This window comes from Proteus sp. NMG38-2 (assembly GCF_020640995.1).
GTDB lineage: Bacteria > Pseudomonadota > Gammaproteobacteria > Enterobacterales > Enterobacteriaceae > Proteus.
This window is the reverse complement of record NZ_CP085482.1, coordinates 1-24,519: the sequence shown is the minus strand read 5'-3', so window position 1 is coordinate 24,519 and position 24,519 is coordinate 1. Positions and strand designations below refer to the sequence as shown.

At 43.0% G+C, this 24,519-nt stretch carries 23 protein-coding genes; 5 read left to right on the top strand and 18 right to left on the bottom strand.

The window, feature by feature from the left end; all coding sequences use genetic code 11:
• Nucleotides 1–6: 6 nt before the first annotated feature.
• Complete coding sequence (malP, locus tag LG402_RS20740) at nucleotides 7–2,415, bottom strand: maltodextrin phosphorylase (RefSeq protein ID WP_094963190.1); 2,409 nt, start codon at nucleotides 2,413–2,415, stop codon at nucleotides 7–9.
• Between the two features lie 421 nt (nucleotides 2,416–2,836).
• Here malP and malT point away from each other — a divergent pair, with 421 nt between their 5' ends.
• The gene (malT, locus tag LG402_RS20735; RefSeq protein WP_094963191.1) at nucleotides 2,837–5,545 is read left to right on the top strand and encodes an HTH-type transcriptional regulator MalT; all 2,709 of its coding nucleotides are present in this window, start codon (nucleotides 2,837–2,839) and stop codon (nucleotides 5,543–5,545) included.
• Nucleotides 5,546–5,795: 250 nt separating this feature from the next.
• On the opposite strand, the gene LG402_RS20730 is transcribed toward malT, so the two are convergent.
• The 4 genes from LG402_RS20730 to malK form a co-directional block, all read right to left on the bottom strand.
• Nucleotides 5,796–6,128, bottom strand: a complete 333-nt coding sequence (locus LG402_RS20730; protein ID WP_094963192.1) for a DUF2628 domain-containing protein — start codon at nucleotides 6,126–6,128, stop codon at nucleotides 5,796–5,798.
• 268 nt (nucleotides 6,129–6,396) lie between these two features.
• Nucleotides 6,397–7,299, bottom strand: coding sequence for a maltose operon protein MalM (malM, locus tag LG402_RS20725; protein WP_094963193.1), 903 nt, complete (start codon nucleotides 7,297–7,299; stop codon nucleotides 6,397–6,399).
• Nucleotides 7,300–7,363: 64 nt separating this feature from the next.
• A complete protein-coding gene (locus tag LG402_RS20720; RefSeq protein WP_094963194.1) occupies nucleotides 7,364–8,665 on the bottom strand; it encodes a maltoporin in 1,302 nt (433 codons plus the stop codon).
• A gap of 41 nt (nucleotides 8,666–8,706) precedes the next feature.
• Complete coding sequence (gene malK / locus LG402_RS20715) at nucleotides 8,707–9,816, bottom strand: maltose/maltodextrin ABC transporter ATP-binding protein MalK (RefSeq protein ID WP_094963195.1); 1,110 nt, start codon at nucleotides 9,814–9,816, stop codon at nucleotides 8,707–8,709.
• 354 nt (nucleotides 9,817–10,170) lie between these two features.
• On the opposite strand from malK, the gene malE reads away from it, so the two are divergent.
• The 3 genes from malE to malG all read left to right on the top strand — a co-directional run bounded on the left by malE (nucleotide 10,171) and on the right by malG (nucleotide 13,872).
• The gene (malE, locus tag LG402_RS20710) at nucleotides 10,171–11,361 is read left to right on the top strand and encodes a maltose/maltodextrin ABC transporter substrate-binding protein MalE (protein WP_094963196.1); all 1,191 of its coding nucleotides are present in this window, start codon (nucleotides 10,171–10,173) and stop codon (nucleotides 11,359–11,361) included.
• Between the two features lie 66 nt (nucleotides 11,362–11,427).
• A complete protein-coding gene (gene malF, locus LG402_RS20705; protein WP_094963197.1) occupies nucleotides 11,428–12,966 on the top strand; it encodes a maltose ABC transporter permease MalF in 1,539 nt (512 codons plus the stop codon).
• A gap of 15 nt (nucleotides 12,967–12,981) precedes the next feature.
• Entirely contained in the window at nucleotides 12,982–13,872 is an 891-nt protein-coding gene (gene malG, locus LG402_RS20700; RefSeq protein WP_227336993.1) for a maltose ABC transporter permease MalG, read from the top strand.
• A gap of 300 nt (nucleotides 13,873–14,172) precedes the next feature.
• Here the strand turns inward: malG and arsC are convergent, their stop codons facing one another.
• From arsC to LG402_RS20675, 5 genes are read right to left on the bottom strand one after another with little or no spacing between them, the layout of a single operon-like run.
• Nucleotides 14,173–14,589, bottom strand: coding sequence for a glutaredoxin-dependent arsenate reductase (arsC, locus tag LG402_RS20695; protein ID WP_094963199.1), 417 nt, complete (start codon nucleotides 14,587–14,589; stop codon nucleotides 14,173–14,175).
• 10 nt (nucleotides 14,590–14,599) lie between these two features.
• Nucleotides 14,600–15,889, bottom strand: a complete 1,290-nt coding sequence (locus tag LG402_RS20690) for an arsenic transporter (protein ID WP_166267946.1) — start codon at nucleotides 15,887–15,889, stop codon at nucleotides 14,600–14,602.
• Nucleotides 15,890–15,943: 54 nt separating this feature from the next.
• Nucleotides 15,944–17,695 (bottom strand): arsenical pump-driving ATPase, encoded by a 1,752-nt coding sequence (arsA, locus tag LG402_RS20685; protein WP_191901270.1) that lies wholly within the window; start codon nucleotides 17,693–17,695, stop codon nucleotides 15,944–15,946.
• Nucleotides 17,696–17,708: 13 nt separating this feature from the next.
• Nucleotides 17,709–18,074, bottom strand: coding sequence for an arsenite efflux transporter metallochaperone ArsD (gene arsD / locus LG402_RS20680; RefSeq protein WP_042847034.1), 366 nt, complete (start codon nucleotides 18,072–18,074; stop codon nucleotides 17,709–17,711).
• A 47-nt stretch (nucleotides 18,075–18,121) separates the two neighbouring features.
• On the bottom strand, nucleotides 18,122–18,457 hold the full coding sequence (locus LG402_RS20675; protein ID WP_042847035.1) for a metalloregulator ArsR/SmtB family transcription factor: 336 nt from the start codon (nucleotides 18,455–18,457) through the stop codon (nucleotides 18,122–18,124).
• Between the two features lie 243 nt (nucleotides 18,458–18,700).
• Between LG402_RS20675 and LG402_RS20670 the strand changes: the two genes are divergently transcribed.
• A complete protein-coding gene (locus LG402_RS20670; RefSeq protein ID WP_042847036.1) occupies nucleotides 18,701–19,279 on the top strand; it encodes a hypothetical protein in 579 nt (192 codons plus the stop codon).
• 162 nt (nucleotides 19,280–19,441) lie between these two features.
• Here LG402_RS20670 and LG402_RS20665 read toward each other — a convergent pair whose 3' ends face one another.
• From LG402_RS20665 to LG402_RS20630, 8 genes are all read right to left on the bottom strand, one after another.
• A complete protein-coding gene (locus LG402_RS20665) occupies nucleotides 19,442–19,813 on the bottom strand; it encodes a hypothetical protein (protein WP_042847037.1) in 372 nt (123 codons plus the stop codon).
• Nucleotides 19,814–19,871: 58 nt separating this feature from the next.
• Nucleotides 19,872–20,354: a hypothetical protein gene (locus LG402_RS20660; protein ID WP_042847038.1), complete on the bottom strand. Its 483-nt coding sequence runs from the start codon at nucleotides 20,352–20,354 to the stop codon at nucleotides 19,872–19,874.
• A gap of 185 nt (nucleotides 20,355–20,539) precedes the next feature.
• The gene (locus tag LG402_RS20655; RefSeq protein ID WP_144138807.1) at nucleotides 20,540–20,971 is read right to left on the bottom strand and encodes a hypothetical protein; all 432 of its coding nucleotides are present in this window, start codon (nucleotides 20,969–20,971) and stop codon (nucleotides 20,540–20,542) included.
• Between the two features lie 62 nt (nucleotides 20,972–21,033).
• Complete coding sequence (locus tag LG402_RS20650; RefSeq protein ID WP_226617273.1) at nucleotides 21,034–21,519, bottom strand: hypothetical protein; 486 nt, start codon at nucleotides 21,517–21,519, stop codon at nucleotides 21,034–21,036.
• Between the two features lie 518 nt (nucleotides 21,520–22,037).
• On the bottom strand, nucleotides 22,038–22,910 hold the full coding sequence (locus LG402_RS20645) for a RepB family plasmid replication initiator protein (RefSeq protein WP_052219406.1): 873 nt from the start codon (nucleotides 22,908–22,910) through the stop codon (nucleotides 22,038–22,040).
• 303 nt (nucleotides 22,911–23,213) lie between these two features.
• Nucleotides 23,214–23,519: a hypothetical protein gene (locus LG402_RS20640; protein WP_052219360.1), complete on the bottom strand. Its 306-nt coding sequence runs from the start codon at nucleotides 23,517–23,519 to the stop codon at nucleotides 23,214–23,216.
• Nucleotides 23,516–23,833 carry a hypothetical protein gene (locus tag LG402_RS20635; RefSeq protein WP_042847040.1) on the bottom strand — a complete coding sequence of 106 codons (318 nt, stop codon included), beginning with the start codon at nucleotides 23,831–23,833 and terminating at the stop codon, nucleotides 23,516–23,518. Before LG402_RS20635 ends, LG402_RS20640 begins: the two co-directional genes overlap by 4 nt.
• A gap of 119 nt (nucleotides 23,834–23,952) precedes the next feature.
• Entirely contained in the window at nucleotides 23,953–24,519 is a 567-nt protein-coding gene (locus tag LG402_RS20630) for a hypothetical protein (RefSeq protein WP_227336992.1), read from the bottom strand.

The following is a 24,519-nucleotide window of genomic DNA, read 5'->3' as shown; positions in this document are numbered from 1 at the left end:
TCTCTCCTATGCCTCACGCTTTGCTTGCCAAATACGCGCTTGATAATCAGCAATGGTACGGTCTGAACTGAACATGCCGCAGCGTGCTGTATTTAAGATGGCTGTTCGTGTCCATGCATCTTGATCTTGATATAACGTTGCCGCTTTTTGTTGTGCATCAACGTAGCTCGCAAAATCAGCCATCAATAAATAAGGGTCTCCGCCTTCTTTGCCCAGACTCTGTACCAACTGTGCAAAGGCTTGCGTATCACCGTCACTGTAGGTGCCATCTTCTAATTCAGTGAGAACCGCATCCAGTACAGGATTATTTTTACGCCATGTGAGTGGGTCATACCCGTTCGCTTTCAGTTGCTTAACTTCATCAACAGTCAGTCCAAAAATAAATATATTTTCTGCGCCCACTTGTTCTGCAATTTCCACCGTTGCACCATCCAGTGTTCCCATCGTCAATGCCCCATTTAACGCTAACTTCATATTACCCGTTCCTGAAGCTTCTTTGCCCGCCGTTGAGATTTGTTCAGAAATATCCGCTGCTGGGATAAGTTTTTCGGCAACAGAAACACAGTAATCAGGTAAAAAGACGACTTTAAGTTGATCCCCCACAATTGGGTCATTGTTTATCGCTTCAGCAACTTTATTGATGGCATAAATAATATTCTTAGCCAAATAATAGCCAGGTGCCGCTTTAGCGCCAAACAAGAATACGCGAGGTACGCGTGGTGTTGTTGGGTTCTCACGAATATCTTTATACAGAGCAAGTATATGTAATAAATTAAGGTGCTGACGCTTATACTCATGCAACCGCTTGATTTGAATATCAAACATGGCTTGCGGATTGATCACGATACCTGTACGCGCTTTGACAAACTCTGCTAATCGTTGCTTATTACGTTGCTTAATTGCACGGTATTTTTGCTGGAATTGGCGGTCGTCAACATGTTCTTCCAAGACGTTGATCGCTTCAAGGTCATTAGCCCATTCATGCTTAACCGTCTCATCAATTAACGCTGCTAACTCAGGGTTACACTGTTTAATCCAACGACGTGGTGTGACGCCATTGGTGATGTTCAGAAATTTCTCAGGCCATAACTGATTATATTCAGGGAATAAATCTGTCGTGATTAACTTAGAGTGCAACGCGGCAACACCATTAATCGCGAAGCAAGATACGACGCACAAGTTTGCCATGCGTACCTGCCCTTCATAAACCACAGCAACTTTAGGCCAAACCGTCTGGTCAGTTGGCCATTTTTGTTCGACCAATTTTTTAAACCGCTGATTAATTTCATGAATGATCTGCATATGACGAGGTAACAACGGCTGCATAATGCTTTCATCCCAGCACTCAAGCCCTTCTTGCAACAGAGTGTGATTAGTATAAGCAAATGTTTGGCTCGTGATTTTCCATGCGGTATCCCAATCGAGCAGGTGTTCATCCAGCAATACACGCATCATTTCAGGAATAGCAATCGTTGGGTGCGTATCATTCAATTGAATCACTTCGTATTCAGGTAATGACGCTATCGCTCTGCCTTCACGATGGTGACGGCGTAAAATATCCGCAACAGAGCAAGCACATTGAAAATATTGCTGCATTAAACGTAATTGTTTTCCTGCTAAGTGATTGTCATTTGGGTATAAAACTTGGGTCAGTTTCTGCGCGTCTACCCCTGTTTTTTCTGCCTCTAAAAAGTGTCCTTCATTGAATAATTCGAAATTAAATGGTTGAGCATGTGACGCTTGCCATAAACGTAAAGGCTGCGTTTCATTATTCAAATAACCGACAACCGGTAAATCCCACGCTTCACCCTGTATGATAAAAGCAGGTTCCCAACGTGAAACATGACCATCTTGTGTGACGTTGCCACCAATACCTACTTGTACATTTAACTCAGCATTATGTCTAAACCATGGATAGCTATCACGCTGCCAATTATCAGGGGCTTCCACTTGCTTACCATCCACAAATGACTGTTTAAACAAGCCATATTGATAATTCAAGCCGTAACCAATCGCAGGTTGACCAACAGTGACCATTGAGTCTAAGAAGCAAGCTGCAAGCCGCCCTAATCCGCCATTCCCTAATGCCGGATCAACTTCTTCTTCAAGTAAATCACTTAACTCAATATGGTATTCTTTTAATATATCTGCAATTTCCTGGTACCAACCTAGGTTTAACAAGTTATTTCCTGTTAAGCGCCCAATCAGAAACTCCATTGAAATATAATTCACATGACGAAGTGTGGAGGATGTGGATTTTTTAGGATTCGCTGCCAATAACTCAGCAACAGCATGACTAATTGCCTGCCACCATTGGTGGGAAGTCATTTCCTGTTCTGACTCCAGCCCTAAAAATTGCCATTGACGTTTTAGTGCTGCCTGAAATTGTGTTTTGTTGAAGGTAAGATGCGACATAAATAACCAGACCTCATTATTAGTAAGAATGTATTGGCCTAGTATGCAGAGCGCTTTAACCCCCTTCCTCATCCCAGACAAAATTCTATCGGGAGTAGGTAGGAGGAGGAGAAAAATAAAACAAAAAATAAATTAAAATCAAAAAGTTAATTTAAATCTTTATCATTCCTCCTATCCCATCTAACCGTTATCTCAATATTCTTGATCGCCTCATCCCCCCATAAAAGCTTTTCGATATTGTTCTATTGCCTCACGCTAAAAATGCGTTCTAACGAAATCAGAGTAAATTGTGATACTGCGCACCTTTGTCATGATCAATGATCTAACATGCTTGCATAAATCTAGAATCTGATAGAAGTTATATAAAGAACTTTGATATATCACGAGCGAGTACTTCTTCCGTATGGTTACCCCACTGAGTATGTTAATTCCGTCTAAGTTAAGCCGTCCTGTCCGCCATCAAAATACGGTGGTGCGCGAGCGACTTTTAACTTTATTAGGGTCAACAACACATTACCGCCTTATTTTAGTCACTAGCCCTGCGGGGTACGGAAAAACGACGTTACTTTCCCATTGGGCAACCGAGAAACAACATATCGGTTGGTACACACTCGATGATGGAGACAACCAATCGGAACGTTTTGCCCATTATTTAATTGCGGCAATCCAACAAGCCACCCAAGGTTGTTGCCCAAATAGCGAATCAATGGCACAAAAACGCCAATACGCTAATTTAAACTCATTGTTTTCATTGCTTTTTATCGAATTAACACAATGGCAGCACCCCATTTGGCTAATCATTGATGACTATCATCTGATCAATAACCCAGCCATTCATGATGCTATGCGTTTTTTTTTGAAACACCAACCTGATAACCTGACACTTGTTATCTCCTCCCGCAATGTCCCTCAGTTAGGTGTTGCTAATTTACGAGTGCAAGAGCAGCTTCTTGAAATCGACAGTCAGCATTTAGCCTTCACCCATCCAGAAGCCAAACAATTTTTTGATAATCGCCTTGAAATCCCACTGGAAACAAGCGAATGCCAACGGTTATGTGATGATGTTGCGGGTTGGGTTACGGCATTGCAGTTAATCGCCCTATCAGCTAAGCAAGACTCCCATGCAGCAAAACACTCCGCACGTCGATTATCAGGGATTAATTCCAGTCACCTAAATGAATATTTAGTGGATGAGGTTCTCGACAATGTAAATGGGGAAATGCGCCGTTTACTTCTGACCAGTTCATTATTGCGCTCAATGAATGATGCATTAATTGCGCGTATTTCTGGTACGGAAAATGGCCAAATGCAATTGGAAGATATCGAACGCCAAGGGCTATTTTTACAACGAATGGATAGCTACGGTGATTGGTTTAATTACCATCCCTTATTTAGTAGTTTCTTGAGGCAGCGTTGCCAATGGGAACTCGCCAGCGAACTTCCTCAACTGCATCACGCTGCCGCAGAAGGCTGGATGGCACTGGGTTTCCCGAGCGAAGCTATCCACCACGCTCTCGCCGCTGAAAATCCATTAATGTTACGGGACATCCTACTACAGCATGCATGGGAGCTATTCCATCAAAGTGAATTATCATTACTCGAAAGCTCATTACAGGCTATACCGTGGGAAATGCTATTGGATAATCCTAAGCTTATTTTATTACAAGCTTGGTTAATGCAAAGCCAGCATCGCTATGGTGAAGTGAATACTTTATTGGATAGCGCCGAGCGAGAAATGACCAAAGAACTCGACCATGCGCTACGGGGTGAATTTGACGCGCTACGCGCCCAAGTTGCTATCAATAAGGGTAACCCAAATGAAGCAGAGAAACTGGCACACTCCGCGCTCAATTTGCTTCCTGAAACCAACTATTATGGGCATATCATTGCAACATCTGTACTCGGTGAAGTTCATCATTGCACGGGGAATTTACAGCGTTCCCTTAGCATGATGCAAGAAATCGAAGCCATGGCCCATCGCCATTCAACTTGGCACTATGTTCTATGGAGCATGCTGCAACAAAGTGAGATTTTATTCGCGCGTGGGTTTCTGCAATCAGCCTATGATATTCAAGAAAAAGCGTCTGAGTTAATTCATGAACAACATCTAGAACAATTGCCTATGCATGAATTTCTCTTACGTATTCGCTCACAATTAATGTGGGCTTGGGGAAGACTCGAAGAATCGGAAAGTGCAGCACGTTTAGGCATGAAAGTACTGTCAAATTACCAACCTCAACAACAGCTGCAATGTGTTGTTTTAGTTGTACTCAATGCGCTCGTTCGTGGTGATATTGATAACGCTCGCAGTCATTTGCATTTAATCGAAAATTTACTCAGCAATGGGATCTATCATGATGACTGGGTCTCAAATGCTGATGAAGCGAGAGTCATTTATTGGCAGTTAATCAATGATAAAACTGCCGCTGAAAGCTGGTTACAACAAACATTAAAACCCGCTTTGGCAAGTAATCATTTTTTACAACGTCAATGGCGTAATATTGCCCGTGCCCAAATTCTACTTGGTGAATATGACTCCGCGTTTGAAATCCTTGAAGAGTTGAATCTTAATGCGCGCAATTTGGAGCTAGTGAGTGATTTAAATCGCAATTTACTGCTGCTTAATCAACTTTATTGGCAGAAAAATGACAAAAATGCCGCCCAATCGACACTGATTGAAGCCCTTAATCTTGCGGGTCGTACTGGTTTTCTGAGCTATTTTGTCATTGAAGGTGAATCGATGGCGCAGCAATTGCGCTTGTTGCTACAGCTTAATGTCCTTTCTGAACTAGAAAGACACAGAGCACAGCATATTTTACGTGAAATCAATCAACATCATCGCCACAAGTTTGCTCACTTTGATGAAAACTTTGTAAATCGCTTATTAACCCATCCTCAAGTTCCTGAGTTAATAAGAATTAGCCCGCTAACTCAACGCGAATGGCAAGTCCTTGGGTTGATTTACTCAGGTTATAGCAATGTGCAAATAGCCAATGAATTTAACGTGGCTTCGACCACAATAAAAACACATATTCGCAATCTGTATCAAAAACTGGGCGTGCTTCATCGCCAAGAAGCAGTGGCACTCGCTCGCCAATTACTGCAAACCATGGGCTATAATGCGGTTTAAATCGAGTAGAAGACAGGAACACTCCTGTCATCCTCTCACACCACTAATAAAAGAGGCCGCACTAGGCAACCTTGAAAAAATTAGAATGAATAACTCGATAAGCACTTTAACTAAACAATTTAGCTTGCCATGTCAGCATTTTTATTGGATTTATTAAGACTGAGAGGAATGGTGTTGTGACTGATATAGTTCAGGCTAAGTACACTATCATCAGATACTCAGTTCGTGATAACCGCACATTACACCACAATCAAACGTACCCTTGCATTTTTAATCTAAACATATAGTTTTTGTTGATTGTGGCACCTTGATACACAGAATATAAAATTCTAATTAAAAAGATCACCGATGCTAGCCTAGTGTCACCAGTACTTTCTGCAATACCGTTCGCACCAAGCGACAACGTTATAAATATAAGACCAACAACTAACCACAGAGCAAAAGACCCCCACATTTTTCTATACAGATACACCCAAAAACCAAAGAAAAATGCCGTCCATGAGAATCCGTTTTTGACTATAACGGTGTTCGTACCTTTCGTAAACGTTATATATTTAAGGTTAGCATTTATTGAATTATCCATAATTCTTTCATCACATAAGTTAAATTTTACTTGCAATGTACAATAAAAAATAAGCTTATAGCGAGCTTCAGTTCGATTACAACGTATTCACTCTGATCAATCTAGAATCGAATAGGAGACTGGAACACCCCCGTACATACGAAGTTGGTTCATGTTAATGCAGGAACGGCCAGCACAGCAAACAGACAGCACCACGCTCGACGCATCATTAAAAAAGTGCGCATTACGCGCACTTAGAGGACATAGAACAACAACGAGGTATTTAAATTTATGGCTTTTTCACATTTTCAATAAATGTCTTACGTGCCGATTTGGATCCTAAACGTTCAGCTTCATCAAGCAATTTCAATGCACTATCTATATCACCGTTATCAATCGATTTTTTAATAGCCTGATTAAAGTAATCTTCTGTACCGGATAAAATTTCGGCTTGTTTTACTGGCGGAGTAGCCACTGCAACCGATGTACTTGCAGTATCCCCCACAGTGACAGGGGCAACTTTAGGTGAACCAAATAGTGCACCAATCAACACGCTTGAATTCGAATTTGAAGCGACATTTAGCTTTAACTTACCTTGAGTTACGTGCTTAGCGATGGGGTCTGGAATATCAGGCACCGCATTTCCGACACCCTTCGCGTAAGCTTTTGCTGGGTCAATTTGAGTTGTCGTGTTCTTTAAATCATCCGGTGTGGTAAACACCAGTAAATAAAGCTGTTTTTGGCCTAATGCAGGAGTCAGTTTAATTGTGCCACTCAGGCTATCACCTTCCATGACACTGGCCTCTTGATAAGTAAAATATTGGCTAGGGAAATAAGCAAAAGGCGTCATATTTTGGTCAAAAACCAACACATTAGGCGAATACACTTGATGGCGGTTTATTTCGCTATTCAAGTTTATGGTTAACTCACCCATATTGGCAGGAACACTATAAGCAGCAACAGGGCCACTAATATTGGCGAAATTAAGGGATTGCCCTTGTTGAGCTAAATCAATAATTGATTTTTCAGCTGGATTAACTGGTATCCATGATAGTTGCTGTAATGCAGTTGTCGCTATATTGGGTGCTGCTGATAAATCTTGCGGCACGATATTCACTTCTGCGAAACTGATAGCAGGTACCCCCGCCAGCAACCCCATACTTAAACACAGCGCTAAAAGTTTCTTTTTCATTATATTTTTCACCTATCATCGCATTGATAATAAATGGGAAGATATCGCTACCTTCCCTTTGTAATTACCACCAAATTTCCATTTGAGCGCCATAAGTGAATTCGTCATTATCACCACGACTATTGGTTAACGTGCCTTTACCGCTATTATCTCGGAATGCATTATTGGTAATATCGCCGCTGCTATTTTTCGCATAGCCCCAGTTTTCATCCCATTTTGCATAACTTACATAGAAACGAATGGCGGGACGAGACCAAATACTATCTCCGGCTTGCCATTGCTGGGCTAACGTCATTTTATATTGGCTATTATGTGAGCCAACCTCTTGGGATTTCACGTTATCGTACCCAACTTCAAATAATGTGCTCATTATTGGTGTCCACTTGTACATAGGTCTGACACCGACCGTCCACCAATCCGTTCCTTTGCCATTATCCAAGTCGAGTTTTTGGTACATTCCGACATACATTAAGTCCCATTTATCACCGAGGGAAATACCTCCGTGATCAATAAACCGCCATAGCTTACCGTCATTGTTAATACTTGAGCCTTGCGCCACACCTTTCCCTTGAGATGTCATCGCATCCGTTGCGTACTGAACAACAAATTTATTGAAGCCATTGAGAACACTTTGAGTGTGTTCCGCAGTGAACATCCAACCATTTTTTGAGGCATCATTTTCTAAATGGTAACCATCAGAAGGGTTTGCACGCCCATAGTCGATTCCCAGTTCTAGAACACCACCTGGGTTGACTTCAAGGTTTGATAGACGGACATCATAGGTATCATTTGCAGTACGATCTGCATACTTACGTTGCTGATTACTAATGAAGTTGTAGGAACCACCCGTTTCAGAAGCGCGAGTCGCCGCTAACGCCAGTTTTCCGAAACCTAAATCAATATTATCAATCCCTGTGCCTGGACCTGAAATATCCCAATAGTAAAAGTCAATCATATGAATATCGTGACGTTTATAGAAACGCTTACCCGCCCAAATATCAGCTTCTGGTAAACTGTCGATCAGGTTATTCCCTTGCACAAAAACCTCACGAAAAGCGGGGCTAGTGCTTTCCCAGTCATTCTGCTGCGAAACGGAATAAGCGACATTCGTATCAAAATAAAAGCTCTTATCGCCTTCTTTCCATACCTCTTGCCCTAATTTTAACTCTGCGTAAGTTTCACATTCATTACCTAAACGGTATTTACTTTGTGCACCTGTGACTTGAAAACATTTTTGCTCTCCACCGCTTCCCGTCCAACCAATACCAGAACGCGCATAACCGTGGAAATCAACTGCGAATGCCTGTAGTGGAACTGTTGCTGCAAGAATAGCCATAGTTAACGAATGCTTACGCAAAGTTATCATTTTAATACTCCTAGAGTTGCTTTTATTATGTAGGGATAGTGTTAAACGCCCTGTTCTTTATGCAACCGACGACACGCAGTACCATCCTCTCGAAATAGGTGGCAGCGTTCAGGTGGCAGACCAATGGCGAATGAGGCCCCCTCCTCAACTAACACAATATCGTTTTGCCGATATACAAGGTTTTGGGAGATAGCAGGGATCTGAATATAGATTTGTGTTTCATTACCTAACTGCTCAACAACTTGCACAGTCCCCTCTAAAACAATGCTGGCAATGTTGCTCGGTAAAAGATGTTCAGGGCGAACCCCTAAAGACATCCGGCTACCGACTTGAACATTTGAGCTATCAACAGGTAGCCAAATCTTTTGGTTATTGGGTAATTCAACTTGAACTTGTTCTACTGCGGTGGCAGTTACCTTTACAGGTAAAAAATTCATTTTTGGCGATCCAATAAACCCTGCAACAAAACGGTCAGCAGGATAATGGTAAAGCTCCAGAGGCTTACCCACTTGCGCCACTCTTCCGGCATCCAGTACCACAATTTTATTGGCAAGAGTCATCGCTTCTACTTGGTCATGAGTCACATATATCATTGTGCGTTTCAACCGTTTATGCAGCTTGGATATTTCAATACGCATTTGCACTCGCAAAGCCGCATCAAGGTTAGATAACGGTTCATCCAATAAAAATACGTTTGGCTCCGCAACCAAGGTACGCCCAATGGCGACACGCTGACGTTGCCCGCCGGATAGCGCTTTAGGCCGTCGCTCAAGTAAATGAGCCAGTTGCAAAACCTCGGCGACTTGTGTGACTCGTTGGTTTCTTATCGCTTTACTAACACCGGATAATTTCAAACCAAACGACATGTTTTCGGCAACGCTCAGGTGCGGATAGAGTGCATAAGACTGAAAAACCATTCCAACACCGCGTTCTGCAGGTGGTATTTCATTCATTTTTGTTTCGCCGATGAATAAATCACCACTAGTGATATCTTCAAGGCCTGCGATCATCCGCAATAACGTCGATTTACCGCAGCCTGATGGCCCAACAAAAACAACAAACTCACCCTCTTGGATATCGAGATTGATATTTTTCAATACCACGACATCCCCCCACGCCTTAGTCACATTCTGTAACTGCACACTCGCCATACTTCTAATCCTCATGACATCTTACTGTTTGCAAACAAGTATATTTCAATGGCAGGGACTATAACGGATTGTTGAAAATGAATAATCATCCGTCCGTACTTTTTTATGGAGGGAGGAGAAAGAAGGATAAAATTGAACCGTCATGAGAAAATTACGTAAGCTATTGATGATTTTTGGGCGCTAGGCCATGATATTCCACCTGATTGTTGTGACCTTGATTGCAGAAATAGCAATTATGTTAATTAGATCACAATGCAACAGGTGGAGGCGTAGAGTGGGGGATGATGAGAATATCGTTTTGACAACGCAAACTTAAAACAGTACTGCTCTCTATCACAACTACAGGACGGGAACATGAAAACAAAAACTAGCACTCGCCTACTCGTGCTTTCAACATTAATTACAGCAATATTCTCTACCTCTGCATTAGCAAAAATGGAAGAGGGAAAACTCGTTATCTGGATCAATGGTGACAAAGGCTATAATGGTTTAGCTGAAGTTGGTAAGCAATTTGAAGAAAGTACCGGTATTAAAGTCAGTGTCGAGCACCCTGACAAGTTAGAAGAAAAATTCCCTATGGTGGCAGCAACAGGAGATGGTCCGGATATTATCTTCTGGGCCCATGACCGATTTGGCGGTTATGCACAATCGGGTTTATTAGCTGAAATCACCCCTGACCAAACATTTAAAGACAAAGTGTTTGATTTTGCATGGGATGCAACGGTATTTGACGGAAAACTCATTGCCTATCCTATTGCCGTTGAGTCTTTATCGCTCATCTACAATAAAGACTTAGTCCCTAACCCGCCTAAAACATGGGAAGAAATCCCAGCGCTGGATAAACAACTGCGTGAACAAGGCAAAAGTGCCATCATGTTCAACTTACAAGAACCTTACTTCACATGGCCACTCATTGCCGCTGATGGCGGATACGCATTTAAGTCCGTCAATGGCAAATACGATGTTAAAGATATCGGGGTTAATAATGCAGGGTCGGTTGCAGGGCTCTCATTTATCGTTGATATGGTAAAAAATAAACATATCAGCCCAGACACTGACTACTCCATTTCAGAAGCGGCCTTCAATAAAGGCAATACCGCGATGACCATCAATGGTCCTTGGTCTTGGGGAAATATCGATAAAAGCAATATCAATTATGGCGTCGCTGTTTTACCGACCTTCCACGGACAGCCGTCAAAACCTTTCGTCGGTGTTCTCAGTGCTGGGATCAACGCAGCCAGCCCAAATAAAGAGCTCGCCAAAGAGTTCCTCGAAAATTACCTAATAACAGATGAAGGGTTAGAAAGCGTTAATAAAGATAAGCCACTCGGTGCTGTCGCCTTAAAATCTTACCAAGAGAAACTGGAACAAGACTCACGTATTGCCGCTACCATGCAAAATGCGCGCAATGGTGAAATCATGCCTAACATCCCTCAAATGTCTGCTTTTTGGTATGCCGTTCGTACTGCAACCCTGAATGCGCTTTCTGAGCGCCAAACGGTCACTGATGCATTAAATGATGCGCAAAAACGTATCGTGAAATAATTTGCCTAACGACCCCGTTAAGGTTTAGCGGGGTCATCAAGCATTCCATTGTCGAGGAACAACTTCATGGATGTCGTAAAACGACCTCATTGGTGGCAGAACCATTTGGTCAAATGGTCTCTTGTTAGCCTACTTGGCTTATTATCCTGCTACCTTGTGGTTTTAATGTATGCACAAGGGGAATACCTGTTTGCCATTTTAACCCTAACATTGTGCTCCGTGGGGTTATATATTTATGCTAATCGTAAAACCTATGCATGGCGCTATGTATACCCAGGCTTGGCTGGAATGGCCTTATTTGTGCTTTTCCCATTAGTTGCCACAATCGCCATCGCGTTTACCAACTATAGCAGCACCAACCAACTCACCTTTGAGCGAGCACAAGAAGTCCTATTAGATAGGTCATTTCAAACAGGAAAAGCATTAAATTTCAATTTATATCAACGAGATAACCAATGGCAGCTCGTGCTTAAAGATGGTGAGCAATTATTCAGCTCCGCCCCTTTTTCGTTAGATGGTAAACAACAAATTTCGCTAGAAGAAACGCCAAAAGTGCCAGAAGGTGAACGCGCAACACTGCGAACGGTCACGCAAAACAGGCAAAAACTGGCTGATATCACTGCGGTGATGCCTAATGGTGCTAAATTAGTGATTAGCTCTCTACGCCAATTTTCCAGTACAAACCCGTTATACACCTTAGCGGCAGATGGCTTGCTAACAAATAATAAAACTGGGGTTGTTTATCGACCAAATAATGAAGTTGGTTATTATGAAGCAATTAATAATTTAGGTGAATGGACAGGCGAACGCCTTACTCCTGGCTATACGGTCACCGTTAATTGGGACAACTTCGCTCGCGTATTTACGGATGAAGGTATTCAAAAACCCTTTATTGCGATTTTCCTATGGACCATTGTTTTTTCCGTACTGACCGTCGTTTTAACTGTCGCGGTTGGCATGGTGTTAGCCTGCCTAATTCAATGGGAGCAACTTAAAGGGAAAGCAATCTACAGGCTGCTACTCATTTTACCTTATGCCGTTCCTGCGTTCATTTCCATCTTGATATTCAAAGGGTTATTTAATCAAAGTTTTGGTGAAATCAACATGGTATTGAGCACCTTGTTTGGTATAAAACCAGACTGGTTTAGTGACCCAAATACTGCAAGATTAATGATTATTATCGTCAATACATGGTTGGGCTACCCTTATATGATGATTTTATGCATGGGGTTACTTAAAGCCATACCAGAGGATTTATACGAAGCATCAGCAATGGATGGTGCGGGGCCTTTGCAAAATTTCTTTTACATTACGCTGCCCTTATTACTTAAACCACTAACCCCATTAATGATTGCCAGTTTTGCCTTTAACTTTAATAACTTTGTCCTCATTCAACTACTGACGAATGGTGGTCCAGATCGCATCGGAACAACAACCCCTGCGGGTTATACAGACTTACTGGTAAGCTACACTTATCGGATTGCTTTTGAAGGCGGTGGTGGGCAAGAATTTGGTTTAGCCGCAGCTATTGCCACGTTGATATTCTTAATTGTTGGTGTCTTAGCCATTATTAACCTTAAAGCAACCCGCATGAAATTTGATTAACGGAGAAGCCAAACTATGTCGATGGTACAAGCTAAATCACAGAAATGGCGCATTGCATTTACACATTTATTTTTACTGGTTTTTATCGCTGCCATTATGTTTCCACTTCTAATGGTGGTCGCGATTTCATTACGCCCCGGCAACTTTGCAACAGGGAGTTTAATTCCTGAACATATCTCTTGGGATCACTGGCGTCTGGCTCTTGGCTTTAGCATTGAACATGCTGATGGTAGAGTCACTCCACCGCCTTTTCCCGTTTTATTATGGCTGTGGAACTCCGTAAAGGTGGCAGGTGTTACCGCGATTGGTATCGTCACCCTATCAACCTCCTGCGCTTATGCTTTCGCACGCATGAAATTTAAAGGTAAGTCTACAATATTAAAGGGAATGTTAATTTTCCAAATGTTCCCTGCCGTACTCTCTCTTGTGGCTTTATATGCCCTATTTGATCGCCTAGGGCAATACATCCCCATCATTGGTTTGAATACCCACGGTGGCGTTATCTTTGCTTATTTGGGCGGTATTGCTTTACACGTTTGGACGATTAAAGGCTATTTTGAAACTATCGATGGCTCACTGGAAGAAGCCGCCGCTTTAGATGGCGCAACACCGTGGCAAGCCTTTAGATTAGTCTTGCTCCCGTTATCCGTTCCCATTTTAGCCGTCGTGTTTATTTTATCGTTTATTGCTGCGATCACAGAGGTTCCCGTTGCTTCATTATTATTGCGTGATGTTGAAAGCTATACGCTCGCTGTCGGAATGCAACAATATCTCAACCCACAGAACTACTTATGGGGCGACTTCGCGGCTGCCGCGGTACTTTCCGCCATTCCAATCACTGTCGTCTTTTTACTCGCACAACGTTGGCTAGTTAATGGCTTAACCGCAGGTGGGGTTAAAGGATAACAGCACAAAAGCGTTGAAGGCATACAGCTTAAGTGGCCTTCAACATGATAAAAACTGCGATTTTGTTACGATAAGCAAACCGGAGATAGCTATTTTAATAGTGACTCTCCGGTCAATATTTGGCGCTCAGTGATAGCTAATCATTCAACTTAATATCGATGCAATCGCCACTCTTGGCGGAATTTCATCAATGACTCAGAATCACATTTATATAAATGTGATTAACTCAGCTCAGCTTAATTTTTCCGTATAGAAACAAGCATTCAATATAAATCGATTAGCCTATAAACAGTTCCCCGCTTATTTACCTTGCTTATCAATCACAACCTCACCATCTTCTTTGATAAAATCACTTTGTTGCCTATTTGGTAAAATATCTAATACCACTTCAGAAGGCCGGCACAACTTTACGCCTAGTGGAGTGACGACAATCGGCCGATTAATCAGAATCGGGTACTGCAACATAAAATCAATGAGTTGGTCATTTGTATAGTTATCTTGTTCTAAATTTAATTGCTCATATGGTTCAACATTTTTTCGCAGTAATGCCCTTACCGTGATTTTCATATCGGCAATAAGTTTTACTAACACATCCTTAGTCGGCGGCGTGTCAAGATAGTAAATAATCGTTGGCTCAACACCACTATTGCGGATCATTGCAAGGGTATTGCGCGAAGTACCGCAATTGGGGTTATGGTAGATGGTGATATCATTCATTGGGTTACCTTTAATTTAATAGTGAAAGTCGGAGCACTAGCGCAACAAGTGTGACTATGAGCACCGGGATCGTCATGATAATCCCTGTTTTGAAATAATATCCCCATGTAATGGTCATGTTCTTTTGTGATAAAACATGAAGCCACAACAATGTCGCCAAACTCCCTATTGGTGTGATTTTAGGCCCCAAATCGGCACCAATCACATTGGCATAAACCATTGCTTGTTGGATTAACCCCGTCGCGTCACTCCCTTCAATAGATAGCGCACCAATTAATACCGTTGGCATGTTATTCATTATTGAGGATAAAAATGCAGTGATAAATCCCGTACCAATTGTTGCTACCCATAACCCTTTATCCGCAAGGTAATTGAGCGTTTCAGAAAGATAATCGGTTAACCCTGCATTTCTTAAACCATAAACAACCAAATACATACCTAAAGAGAAAATGACGATTTGCCACGGTGCACCACGTAAGACTTTTTTGGTATTAATCGTTTGGCCTCTGGCTGCAATCACCCAAAGAATTAAGGCGCCAATAGCGGCAATCGCACTAACCGGAATCCCCAAAGGCTCTAAAACAAAAAAACCAACCAGTAATAACACCAGTACTAACCAACCCGCTTTAAAGGTAGTCATATCCTTAATGGCTAAAGTCGGTTCACTCAGTTTGGTTACATCATATTGTTTAGGAATATCTTTACGGAAAAACCAATGCAACATCACGAGTGTTGCAACAATTGCTGCAATATCTACTGGCACCATAATCGATGCATATTCAGTAAATCCAATATTAAAGAAATCCGCAGAAACAATATTAACGAGGTTCGAGACAATCAGCGGCAAGCTTGCTGTATCTGCGATAAACCCTGCCGCCATGACAAAGGCTAACGTCGTGCCTTTATTGAAACCAAGCGCAAGTAACATTGCAATCACAATGGGCGTTAATATCAATGCCGCACCATCGTTGGCAAATAAAGCAGCCACCGTTGCACCAAGTAACACAATATAGCTGAATAACAGTCTTCCTTTACCCCCGCCCCACTTGGCAACATGTAATGCCGCCCATTCAAAGAAACCACTTTCATCTAAAAGTAGGCTGATAATAATGACTGCAACAAATGTCGCTGTGGCATTCCACACAATATTCCAAACTATCGGAATATCTTGAAAGCTAATGACGCCAAAAATAAGGGCTAAAACGGCCCCTGCCGTAGCACTCCAGCCAATACCCAGTCCTTTGGGCTGCCAAATAACAAAGGTGATCGTTAAAATAAAAATGAATGCGGCAATAAACATAAAAACCTCATGAAAAGGTGCTTTTCCGCACCTTTTATTTTTAGAAAATAAAACTTATTCTGCGAGCTGACTTAATGCAGATATCCCCACAGGCTCTGTTTCAAGCAAAGGAACAATAGCAACACGTTTTGCCAATGTTGATGTCACCTTTTCAATCTGAGCGACTTCCTGTTCTGCTCTTGAAAGTAACAATGGTGATGTTGTTTCCGTGATAGATAGACTGTTATTGATCACCCACGCCCACGGATGTATATCTGCCCGTATTAAATCATTTTGTAAGTTCTCCGCCTCAAGCACAGGCGTAGTTTCAGCGAGTGTCGTAATAATAACTTTGGTGCGTTCAGGATCTTGTAATTGCATCATCGGTGTTAAATAGTGGCCTTTTTCGCCCATTTTTTTAGCAATTTCTTTATGGTATGCCCCTGTTGCATCTAGAAGTAATAATGTATGTCCAGTCGGCGCAGTATCCATGACGACAAAACGTTTACCCGCGTCTCTAATGATGCGAGAAAATGCCTGAAATACCGCTATTTCTTCTGTGCATGGAGAGCGTAAATCTTCCTCTAGTAATGCACGCCCCTCTTCATCTAAATCTTTCCCTTTGGTTTCTAAGACATAATTACGATAACGCTCAGTTTCAGCGATAGGGTCAATTCGGCTAACTTGAAGATTGGGTAAAACACCATTGAGGGTTGATTCAATATGCGCAGCTGGATCAGATGTGGTCAGATGTACATCAAGCCCTTTTTCTGCCAATTTAACTGCAATTGATGCCGCAATCGTTGTTTTCCCTACACCACCTTTGCCCATTAACATAATCAGCCCATGCTGTTGCTGAGATATTTCGCCAACCAGTTCTGACAAGGTAGGTAAAGAAATAGGTTGTTTTGTCGGAGTAATAGTTGGAATTTGTGGCATCTCATTAGATAACAACTGCTTCAGTGCATCGACACCCACCATATTGATATTTTGTAAATAAAGAATATCGACAGGTAACGAGCGTAGTGCTTCAGGCATAGACTCTAATGCCGCTTGTTCACGAGAGTAGAGCGCATGGGATAACTTATCATTTTCAGTCACCGCCGTTTCAGGGAAAACACCATTGACAATTAATTGCTGATTTCTGATACCCAGAGATGACAACTCGCTATAGGTTCTCGCAACCTCTCTCAATGCCGCTGATTGAGGTCGTGCAACTAATACTAACCTTGTTAGTGATTTATCACTCAACGCTTCCACCGCCATGCTGTACTGTTCACGTTGTTTATCAAGACCAGACATTGGCCCTAAACATGACGCACCATCAGGATTATCAGTAATAAAATCACTCCATGCACTCGGGAGTTGTAATAAACGGATGGTATGCCCCGTTGGTGCGGTATCAAAAATGATATAGTCAAATTGCTTTGTAATTTCGGTATTGGTTAACAACCCAGTAAATTCATCGAAAGCTGCAATCTCTGTGGTACAGGCACCTGATAGCTGTTCCGTAATACTTTGAATTACCGCTTCAGGTAAACTTTCTTTGATTGGATTAATAATTTTGTTTCGATATTCTTCAGCGGCAGCTTGAGGGTCTATTTCAATAGCAAATAAATTTGGAACCCATGTTATTGGCTTAATATTGTTGCCTATCGATTGAGAGAATACTTGCCCAACGTTAGAAGCTGGATCAGTGCTCACCAGTAAGACTTTTTTCCCTTTTTCAGCCAACTTAATTGCGGTCGCACAAGAAATAGAAGTTTTACCCACACCACCTTTTCCAGTAAAAAATAAATAATTAGGTGTGTTATCTAAAAATTTCATTTTATTGCTCCTGTTAACAACACGTTTTACCATTACCACAACACGATTTAACAATTTCGGCTTTTTCAATATTCGGCCGAATACCAAACCATCTTGCTAGCTCATGTCGTTTTGGGTATCGACCAGTCAGCACAATCTCACCATCAAGAATCAATAGTGGAAGTGACTCGGCGCCTGCGGTTTCCAAAAATGTTTTTGCTTTTGTGTTGTTAACGAACTCCATAGGCTCTTGCGCTAAATTAAAACGCCTTATACTTGCCCCTTGTTTTTTTAACCAATCCACATCTGTTGCGAAGTCTACCAATGCTTGATCGACTTCGGTTCCGCAAACACCAGTGCTACAGCATAATGCGGGATCAAATACTTCTAATTTTTTCATATCTCAACCTTATATATGTTTTTTCGAATATGTTAACTTAAAAATTTTTATATAGAACAGCTACTCGCAGGTTCTTTTGTCTCTAAGCTTTTGAGTAAATCTGCAACTCTATTTTTCTCTGTGGCATAGGTGACATCAATGATACTTTTCACCCACGGTAGTAATGCTGGAGATAATCGATAATGAACCCATTTACCATGTTTTGAATCGAGCAAAAGACCCGACTCTCTAAGCATTGCTAGATGTCGAGAAGTCTTTGGTTGCGATAAATTCAAGGCCGTATAGATGTCGCAAACACACAGTTCACCAGATGCTTTTAGCAGTAGCACGATATCCAGTCTGGTTTGGTCGGCTAAAATTTTAAACAGCAGTAGTGGTTCCATACTTTCTCCTATATTTAATGTGTGTAAGATATACCAAGGAAATACATTCGTCAAAACATATATATTGGCCTATGAATTATCTAAACGAACGCTATCTTTATTTATTGATAATTCCTTACTGAGGAAATTAGAACCTTTAATTTTTCAATGTAATAGTATCAAGTGTTAATACTGTCGTATAACACACTATCTGTAGCCCTTGATATTACAGGGCTAGGAGCAAACTTTGGACTTTTCGATGAAATGGGCACACAACCCCTGCTTGCCGTTAATTTGTTTAAGCAATCACAGCATTTTCGCGAAAAACAAAAGATCGAGGATGCAATTCATTACGGCCTAATGGCCTGTAATTCATTCACAGAATCCAGCGAATACTGGCTCGCTTTAGCCGGTTTATATCAACAATCGAAAAATAGACTTCTGAGTATCAAAGCCGCCTTAAATTCTTATGTGTCGAACTGGGGATTCGGAGTACCGCATGACAAAGTGCTTTATTTTTTGAAGCAAGGCATGGATTTTTCAGAGCTCAGCTCAGATCCTGTTATTCAAAAAGTCACTAGTGGTGGGCTTGACTTAAATTTCGGCGGCACAAAAACCAATCATAACTACCCGATGATGAAAGAATGCATCGACGCATATTTCTCTCTTAACCAGCCAGTCACTGCCCTAAAGTTATATCAGAATTATGCGTTCTCCATGTACACAGAGACAAGTGCATTTCAAGAACGCTATGATTTTCGAATTGAGGAATGGAAGTCTGACTTTAAAGCTTTATGCCTGAAATATCTGAATGACTCCAGATCTGAAGTTACATTAAAGTGATGTATGGCTAGAAACAAAAATGCCGCATGATTAGTGCGGCATTTTGCTGGTGGCTTAATCTACCCCGCTCTGGGGGAACCCCTCGCGCGGCGCGTCCCCTCAGACACGCTCGCTACTTCAGTTGCCATCAGCATATCACACCGATCGCCGATCGCAGATTTTTTATACCTTTTCTTTCTGCTTCAGCTTTTCGTACAGAGCCATATGCCACTGGTAAGAGTCCGTTCCAACATGCTCGATGATCTCGTGGCATTTCAGTTTATTCATTCTGCCGAACTGGGTCGGTATGCCCATTTCTAACAACACGCATTCTGTCGCATAATGCTTAGCTTGCTTCGTGTCTTCAGTGTTGACAGTTGGCAGCATACAGCAAGTCAAAAAGACCGACAAAGCCAAAAGAAAAACAAAAAACGTCGGGACCAACAAAAAACCCAGCCTATCCCTATTCCAGAAGTAAACAAAAAACACAGCACTGGCAACTGTAATACCCAACGAAATCAAGCTCGGTAATTCTACCGATTCAGCCATAATCATCCGCAAACTCCTTCGGATTTCACGTAGCGCGATCGAAAGTGACCACTTTACGATGCATTCACTCGGTTTCTTCTGGGATCACTGCGAGCGGCAGATCACTGTGAACAACCTGCCAGCATTTAGCGAACTTCAACCGCAGCACTCTCTCTTGACAAACCAAGACGGTGTCTTCGCTGTCACGTAACGCCACCAGTTTTTTACCCGCCTGCATAGGCGTAAACCTGCCCGACACACCCGATAAAACATGTTTACTGCCTGCCAGATGAATAACGGTGTTATTGCCATCAAAGGCACGGATCAGTGAATAGCGATATGGCCCTTCAAAATAAACCGGCTGTACCAGTTGCTGCTGCTCCCCTTCGACCAGAGAATTAACAAAAAACCGGTCCAAATTCATGCGTAATTTTTTTACGCCGGTCGGATCCTGATTTGCCACTGAAGATGGCACCACAAAATTCACCGATTGCATTTCTGCCGAAACAACCTGAGCGGAAACGGCCATTGCCACTACAGATACGATTACCCTGATCATGATTTTCATATGCTCAACTCGTTTGTAAAACCCTTACGGGTGGCGGTCGCCGTGCCGGTTACCCCAACAATGGATAATTATCCTGGTATACCGACTACCTTCAATTTATGGGCTTTTAGGTTTCCTCCCTGTCAGCCCGTGGAAACGTCATCCTGATTATCGTCTGTAAATTTGTGATAATCAGGGCTGTGACTTTACAGCGGTGTTTCTTCATTTTTCGGCACAAACAGCACACATGAACCGTTGCCTGATTGCACCACCTCCGGCGAGCAAGCGTATGTTTCCTTTGTAGAGGCGAAGACAGTGAATGCCCAGCCACCAGGAGGCATGTTGCCTTTTCCAGGACTGAGCCAATCCACCTGCCCTTTCAGTTCGTATCGGCTTCCGTCGTAAATAACGACGGTGTGCAGCGACTGGTCAACGGAAGTCACTTCCTCAACCAGGAATAATTCGACCGGGCCATCATGGACGTGATGTTTGATTTCAGAATACGGCCGAGTTTCCACAGGGCTTGCACCGATCTGATTAATGCGAGAGTCCTGTTGCTGATCGGATGTATCGACTGAGGCATGGAGCTCTGCTGTCAACATGAGCATACCAGCCAGAAGCAGGAATGGCTTTTTCAACACTTACCCCCTTTTATCGCTCCCCCACGGAGCACAAACAGAAAGTTTGCCCCTCAGCAAACTCACTGTTTTTTGATACTGACCGACTGACGCATGATTGCCAACACATCACTGGCTGACATTTTCCAAGCTTCAGCTTGACGTCGCAGTACAAAAGCGCCCAACTCTATTCGCCGAGCATGATCTAACATGAATGTCATTGTATTCCCGGCTTCAGAGATCGTCATGCCGCAACCCACTGACCCATTGTTATTTACCACAAAGCCTTTGTTTTTGTTCGCGCCGTGGAACTTAGCACGCATTTCTTTTTCAAGCCCGAATAAAGCGCCGCAAAATGCGGTCAATTCATACCGGGACAGTTGTATCGTGATTTTCTGATCCCAGAGCACATCGCGCCCTTCCAATGTCATGGGTGCCATCGAGATATTCAGCGTCAGAAAACCTTCTTTTCCTTCGGACTGCACGTATTGAACATCCAATGCCGTCCGCTTTTTTTCATCGCGCTGGCGATCAGAGTACAGCTTCAGCTGTTCACCAAATTGATTCATAATTCCTCCTGATACCATAGTATCCCCAGCCAAGCCCGTGACGAAATTTTCGCCACCAGGTCAAAAGGTGAGATTGAACGGGTAGTTTTATTGTTTTATTGCATTCAGACCATGCCCCGAATCTCACCAAAGTGAGTTTGAGCGGGAAATATATACTTAGTTTCGGTGAGTTTGAACGGGAAATATAGTCTTGTTGATCAAGGCCTGACGAAAAAGGTGTGATTGGATGGGATGGCAAGGGAATAATGTTGATTTTTTACCCTGTTTTATGTCCCTACAGCCCGCTTCTTGTCTAAAACTCCTGAGTTTGTTCTCTTTTTAACCGATCAGTTCCCGCTATAACACACTTTATCGCTAGGTTACCCGCTACGACTCACTTTGGACAGGACGCATACCCACCACAACTCACCTTTCTCAAGCTTACTCCTATCAGAATTACCCGTTCAAACTCACTCTTTCATTCGTTTTGTTTACCAAATAAAAAACCCGCCTTTCGACGGGTTTCCGATATGACTCGCTTAATCCAACGTCGGGTTTCGGTTGTGAACATGCACGACCGAGTCCCGTCCAGCCTTGATGACCTCGTATTGCAAATAGCCAATACTATTCAGTTCGTTGAGAGCGTCGGTGATTTTACGGTTTTGGTCTGCGACCCTACCATTCATCATCAAGCGTTCACGAAGCCTCGACATTTGGATTGGCGCAGGCTGTCGTGGCAACGCTTCGAAATAAGTATACAGCGCCTGGGCTGTCTCATTTCTCGGCAGTGCCATTAGCGGCTTGCGTCGTAACAAACTTAAGTGGTCATTGCTGTAGAGCTCCCAAAGGCGCTCATCTGCTTCCAGTACAACCAGATCATCGACAACATCAAATTCTGCCTTCAACAGCAAGCCTGTTACCAAAAACTTCTTGGTACCTGGCGTTGTGAATGTGATGGTCTTTGCCCTGATTCGAGTTAACGAGTCGGCTATCTCCTTACGCAATTTCGAATCTAGCCGCTTCGATGGATACCCGCAGAACTGCGAGAACTCGCTGAATTTAACCTTGATCTTATTTCCATGCAGAGCATCAGGACATGCGCTAAACGCATGGATAATCCCCAACCAGCAACGAAAATCAATGAAATAGTTAAGCTGTGGACCGGTGATCACCACGTTGGTGTAGCCTTCACTACGGGCATACTCCAGGTAGCTGAGCGATTCGCTCGCGTCCAACGGCTTACCAACCTTTCCTTTCGATCGGATATTCGGTGTAAACACGCCAAGCCGCAATAACGAGACGGGTTGAACACTCGAACTGTTTGTTATTGTGAGTTTCCTGTGTGACGAATTTTCGTCAGCAGGTATCGCATCCTTGAATAACAGGATGTTATTACTACAATTTTGTTGCATCAAACCATAACCCCTCATGGTTGTGAATAAAAACTCGGCTTTCCCCTTTCAGACTCACCGAGTTTCCCACTGTACCACACCCAAATCCCATCCAAACTCACTTTCTTCCCTTTCAAACTCACTTTCCTCCCTTTCAAACTCACCTCAATCCTCTGTAGGCCACGCCACCAGCGGCCTGCGAGCGACAGGGATCTTTTAGGATCTGTTAGGAACTAATTAGGTTAATTATTAGGATCTAGCTTGTTGAAAAGTTGATAAGTGAAAACCAGCGCCCAACACAGGTACTGGTTTTTGTTTGGGTGGCTATTCTGCCCAATGGGCTTTGAGTTGTCTGTTAGCTTCATCTAACGCAGCTGAAGCTGAGGGCATGATGCGGTTATCGAAAACCCAGGGCGCATCTTTCCAGTTGCCTTGCTGCCGAATATAGCCCAGTCTTATCGCTTGCATGAATGTCATCGGCTTTGGGCTAATAGGATTCACCACCAGCCCCTTGGCGCGATTGACACGCACTTTCAGGTAAGCCAGCACACGCTCAGCCTGCGCTTCTTTTTGCCCTGACAAGTCCCAGATACTGCGTCTCAAATGCTTAATGGCTTCTTCACTGGTCACGCGTAATCCCTCGTAGAGTTCAGTACACTGATGCTTGGCAAATCGCACTGAAATTCAGTGTCATCGGCACGGTCTATCCAAGTTATACACGCTCCAGATCGCCATACCGCCAGAACGGGGTCGCTCATGCAGTTTTCAACACTCTCATCCGAGTCATCAAAGTCGTCGAACGTCGCTTCGCTATAGATGACAACATGGAGGAATTGCGGGTTTCTTTCCAATACAGCAAAAGCGTCGATCAGCGCGGATTTGTCAAATTTCAGCGTTACGTTCAAACAGCGAATATTATCTTGGAGTTTAAGTTCAGTCAGCATTGGTTACCCTTTCATGCCCTGAGGCTCTCTCATGGCGATCCTCAGCAGTTTTACGATGTTTTGTGCGAAATGATGCGATGAGTACCACATCGCATCGTAGAAAGCGTTACAGCGCTATTTCATTGCAGGCTCTTTTCGACCCAACGATATTCTTTGGATTGGAAATTATCCTGCAAGCAGATCGAGCATTTTCCGTTGCGGCACTCTGCGTAAACACTCCAGTGGAATGCGGGTGTATCACAGCTGCCGGAAACTGATTTAACAAAGCCACCGAGCTCATGCTTTTTTGCAATGGTAAGTTTGGACGTGGCGATAGCTGAGCGGAGCTCAAACGCATCAAACTCCACGGTAATTGACCCAGCTGGGAGCGTCACTTCGTTACAGACGGAGTACAGTTCGCGAGGTACGGTAAAGCAGGTATTAGCCAGCGCATATTGCTCAGCTGTTAGGTTTCGTGGCGACTCCACTGCACAGAGCAGCGTATCCCATGTAATGCCGATGTTTGCATCATGAGTTCGATCCACCAGCTGAAGCGCCTTGTGTGCCTCATATTCAGAAATGGGTTCCATCTCATTGTCAGACAAAACTTGGTGGATGTCTTCAGTATCCCACAGCTTGGAAAGCACAACATCGTATTGATTTTTTGTGGACAGGTGCGCGATTAACTCTTTGACTGTGCAGTACAT

Excerpts from the sequence above, each read along its gene's own strand:
- malP (WP_094963190.1), bottom strand. The coding sequence starts at position 2,415 with ATGTCGCATCTTACCTTCAACAAAACACAATTTCAGGCAGCACTAAAA.
- malT (WP_094963191.1), top strand. The coding sequence starts at position 2,837 with ATGTTAATTCCGTCTAAGTTAAGCCGTCCTGTCCGCCATCAAAATACG.
- LG402_RS20730 (WP_094963192.1), bottom strand. The coding sequence starts at position 6,128 with ATGGATAATTCAATAAATGCTAACCTTAAATATATAACGTTTACGAAA.
- malM (WP_094963193.1), bottom strand. The coding sequence starts at position 7,299 with ATGAAAAAGAAACTTTTAGCGCTGTGTTTAAGTATGGGGTTGCTGGCG.
- LG402_RS20720 (WP_094963194.1), bottom strand. The coding sequence starts at position 8,665 with ATGATAACTTTGCGTAAGCATTCGTTAACTATGGCTATTCTTGCAGCA.
- malK (WP_094963195.1), bottom strand. The coding sequence starts at position 9,816 with ATGGCGAGTGTGCAGTTACAGAATGTGACTAAGGCGTGGGGGGATGTC.
- malE (WP_094963196.1), top strand. The coding sequence starts at position 10,171 with ATGAAAACAAAAACTAGCACTCGCCTACTCGTGCTTTCAACATTAATT.
- malF (WP_094963197.1), top strand. The coding sequence starts at position 11,428 with ATGGATGTCGTAAAACGACCTCATTGGTGGCAGAACCATTTGGTCAAA.
- malG (WP_227336993.1), top strand. The coding sequence starts at position 12,982 with ATGTCGATGGTACAAGCTAAATCACAGAAATGGCGCATTGCATTTACA.
- arsC (WP_094963199.1), bottom strand. The coding sequence starts at position 14,589 with ATGAATGATATCACCATCTACCATAACCCCAATTGCGGTACTTCGCGC.
- LG402_RS20690 (WP_166267946.1), bottom strand. The coding sequence starts at position 15,889 with ATGTTTATTGCCGCATTCATTTTTATTTTAACGATCACCTTTGTTATT.
- arsA (WP_191901270.1), bottom strand. The coding sequence starts at position 17,695 with ATGAAATTTTTAGATAACACACCTAATTATTTATTTTTTACTGGAAAA.
- arsD (WP_042847034.1), bottom strand. The coding sequence starts at position 18,074 with ATGAAAAAATTAGAAGTATTTGATCCCGCATTATGCTGTAGCACTGGT.
- LG402_RS20675 (WP_042847035.1), bottom strand. The coding sequence starts at position 18,457 with ATGGAACCACTACTGCTGTTTAAAATTTTAGCCGACCAAACCAGACTG.
- LG402_RS20670 (WP_042847036.1), top strand. The coding sequence starts at position 18,701 with ATGGGCACACAACCCCTGCTTGCCGTTAATTTGTTTAAGCAATCACAG.
- LG402_RS20665 (WP_042847037.1), bottom strand. The coding sequence starts at position 19,813 with ATGATTATGGCTGAATCGGTAGAATTACCGAGCTTGATTTCGTTGGGT.
- LG402_RS20660 (WP_042847038.1), bottom strand. The coding sequence starts at position 20,354 with ATGAAAATCATGATCAGGGTAATCGTATCTGTAGTGGCAATGGCCGTT.
- LG402_RS20650 (WP_226617273.1), bottom strand. The coding sequence starts at position 21,519 with ATGAATCAATTTGGTGAACAGCTGAAGCTGTACTCTGATCGCCAGCGC.
- LG402_RS20645 (WP_052219406.1), bottom strand. The coding sequence starts at position 22,910 with ATGCAACAAAATTGTAGTAATAACATCCTGTTATTCAAGGATGCGATA.
- LG402_RS20635 (WP_042847040.1), bottom strand. The coding sequence starts at position 23,833 with ATGCTGACTGAACTTAAACTCCAAGATAATATTCGCTGTTTGAACGTA.
- LG402_RS20630 (WP_227336992.1), bottom strand. The coding sequence starts at position 24,519 with ATGTACTGCACAGTCAAAGAGTTAATCGCGCACCTGTCCACAAAAAAT.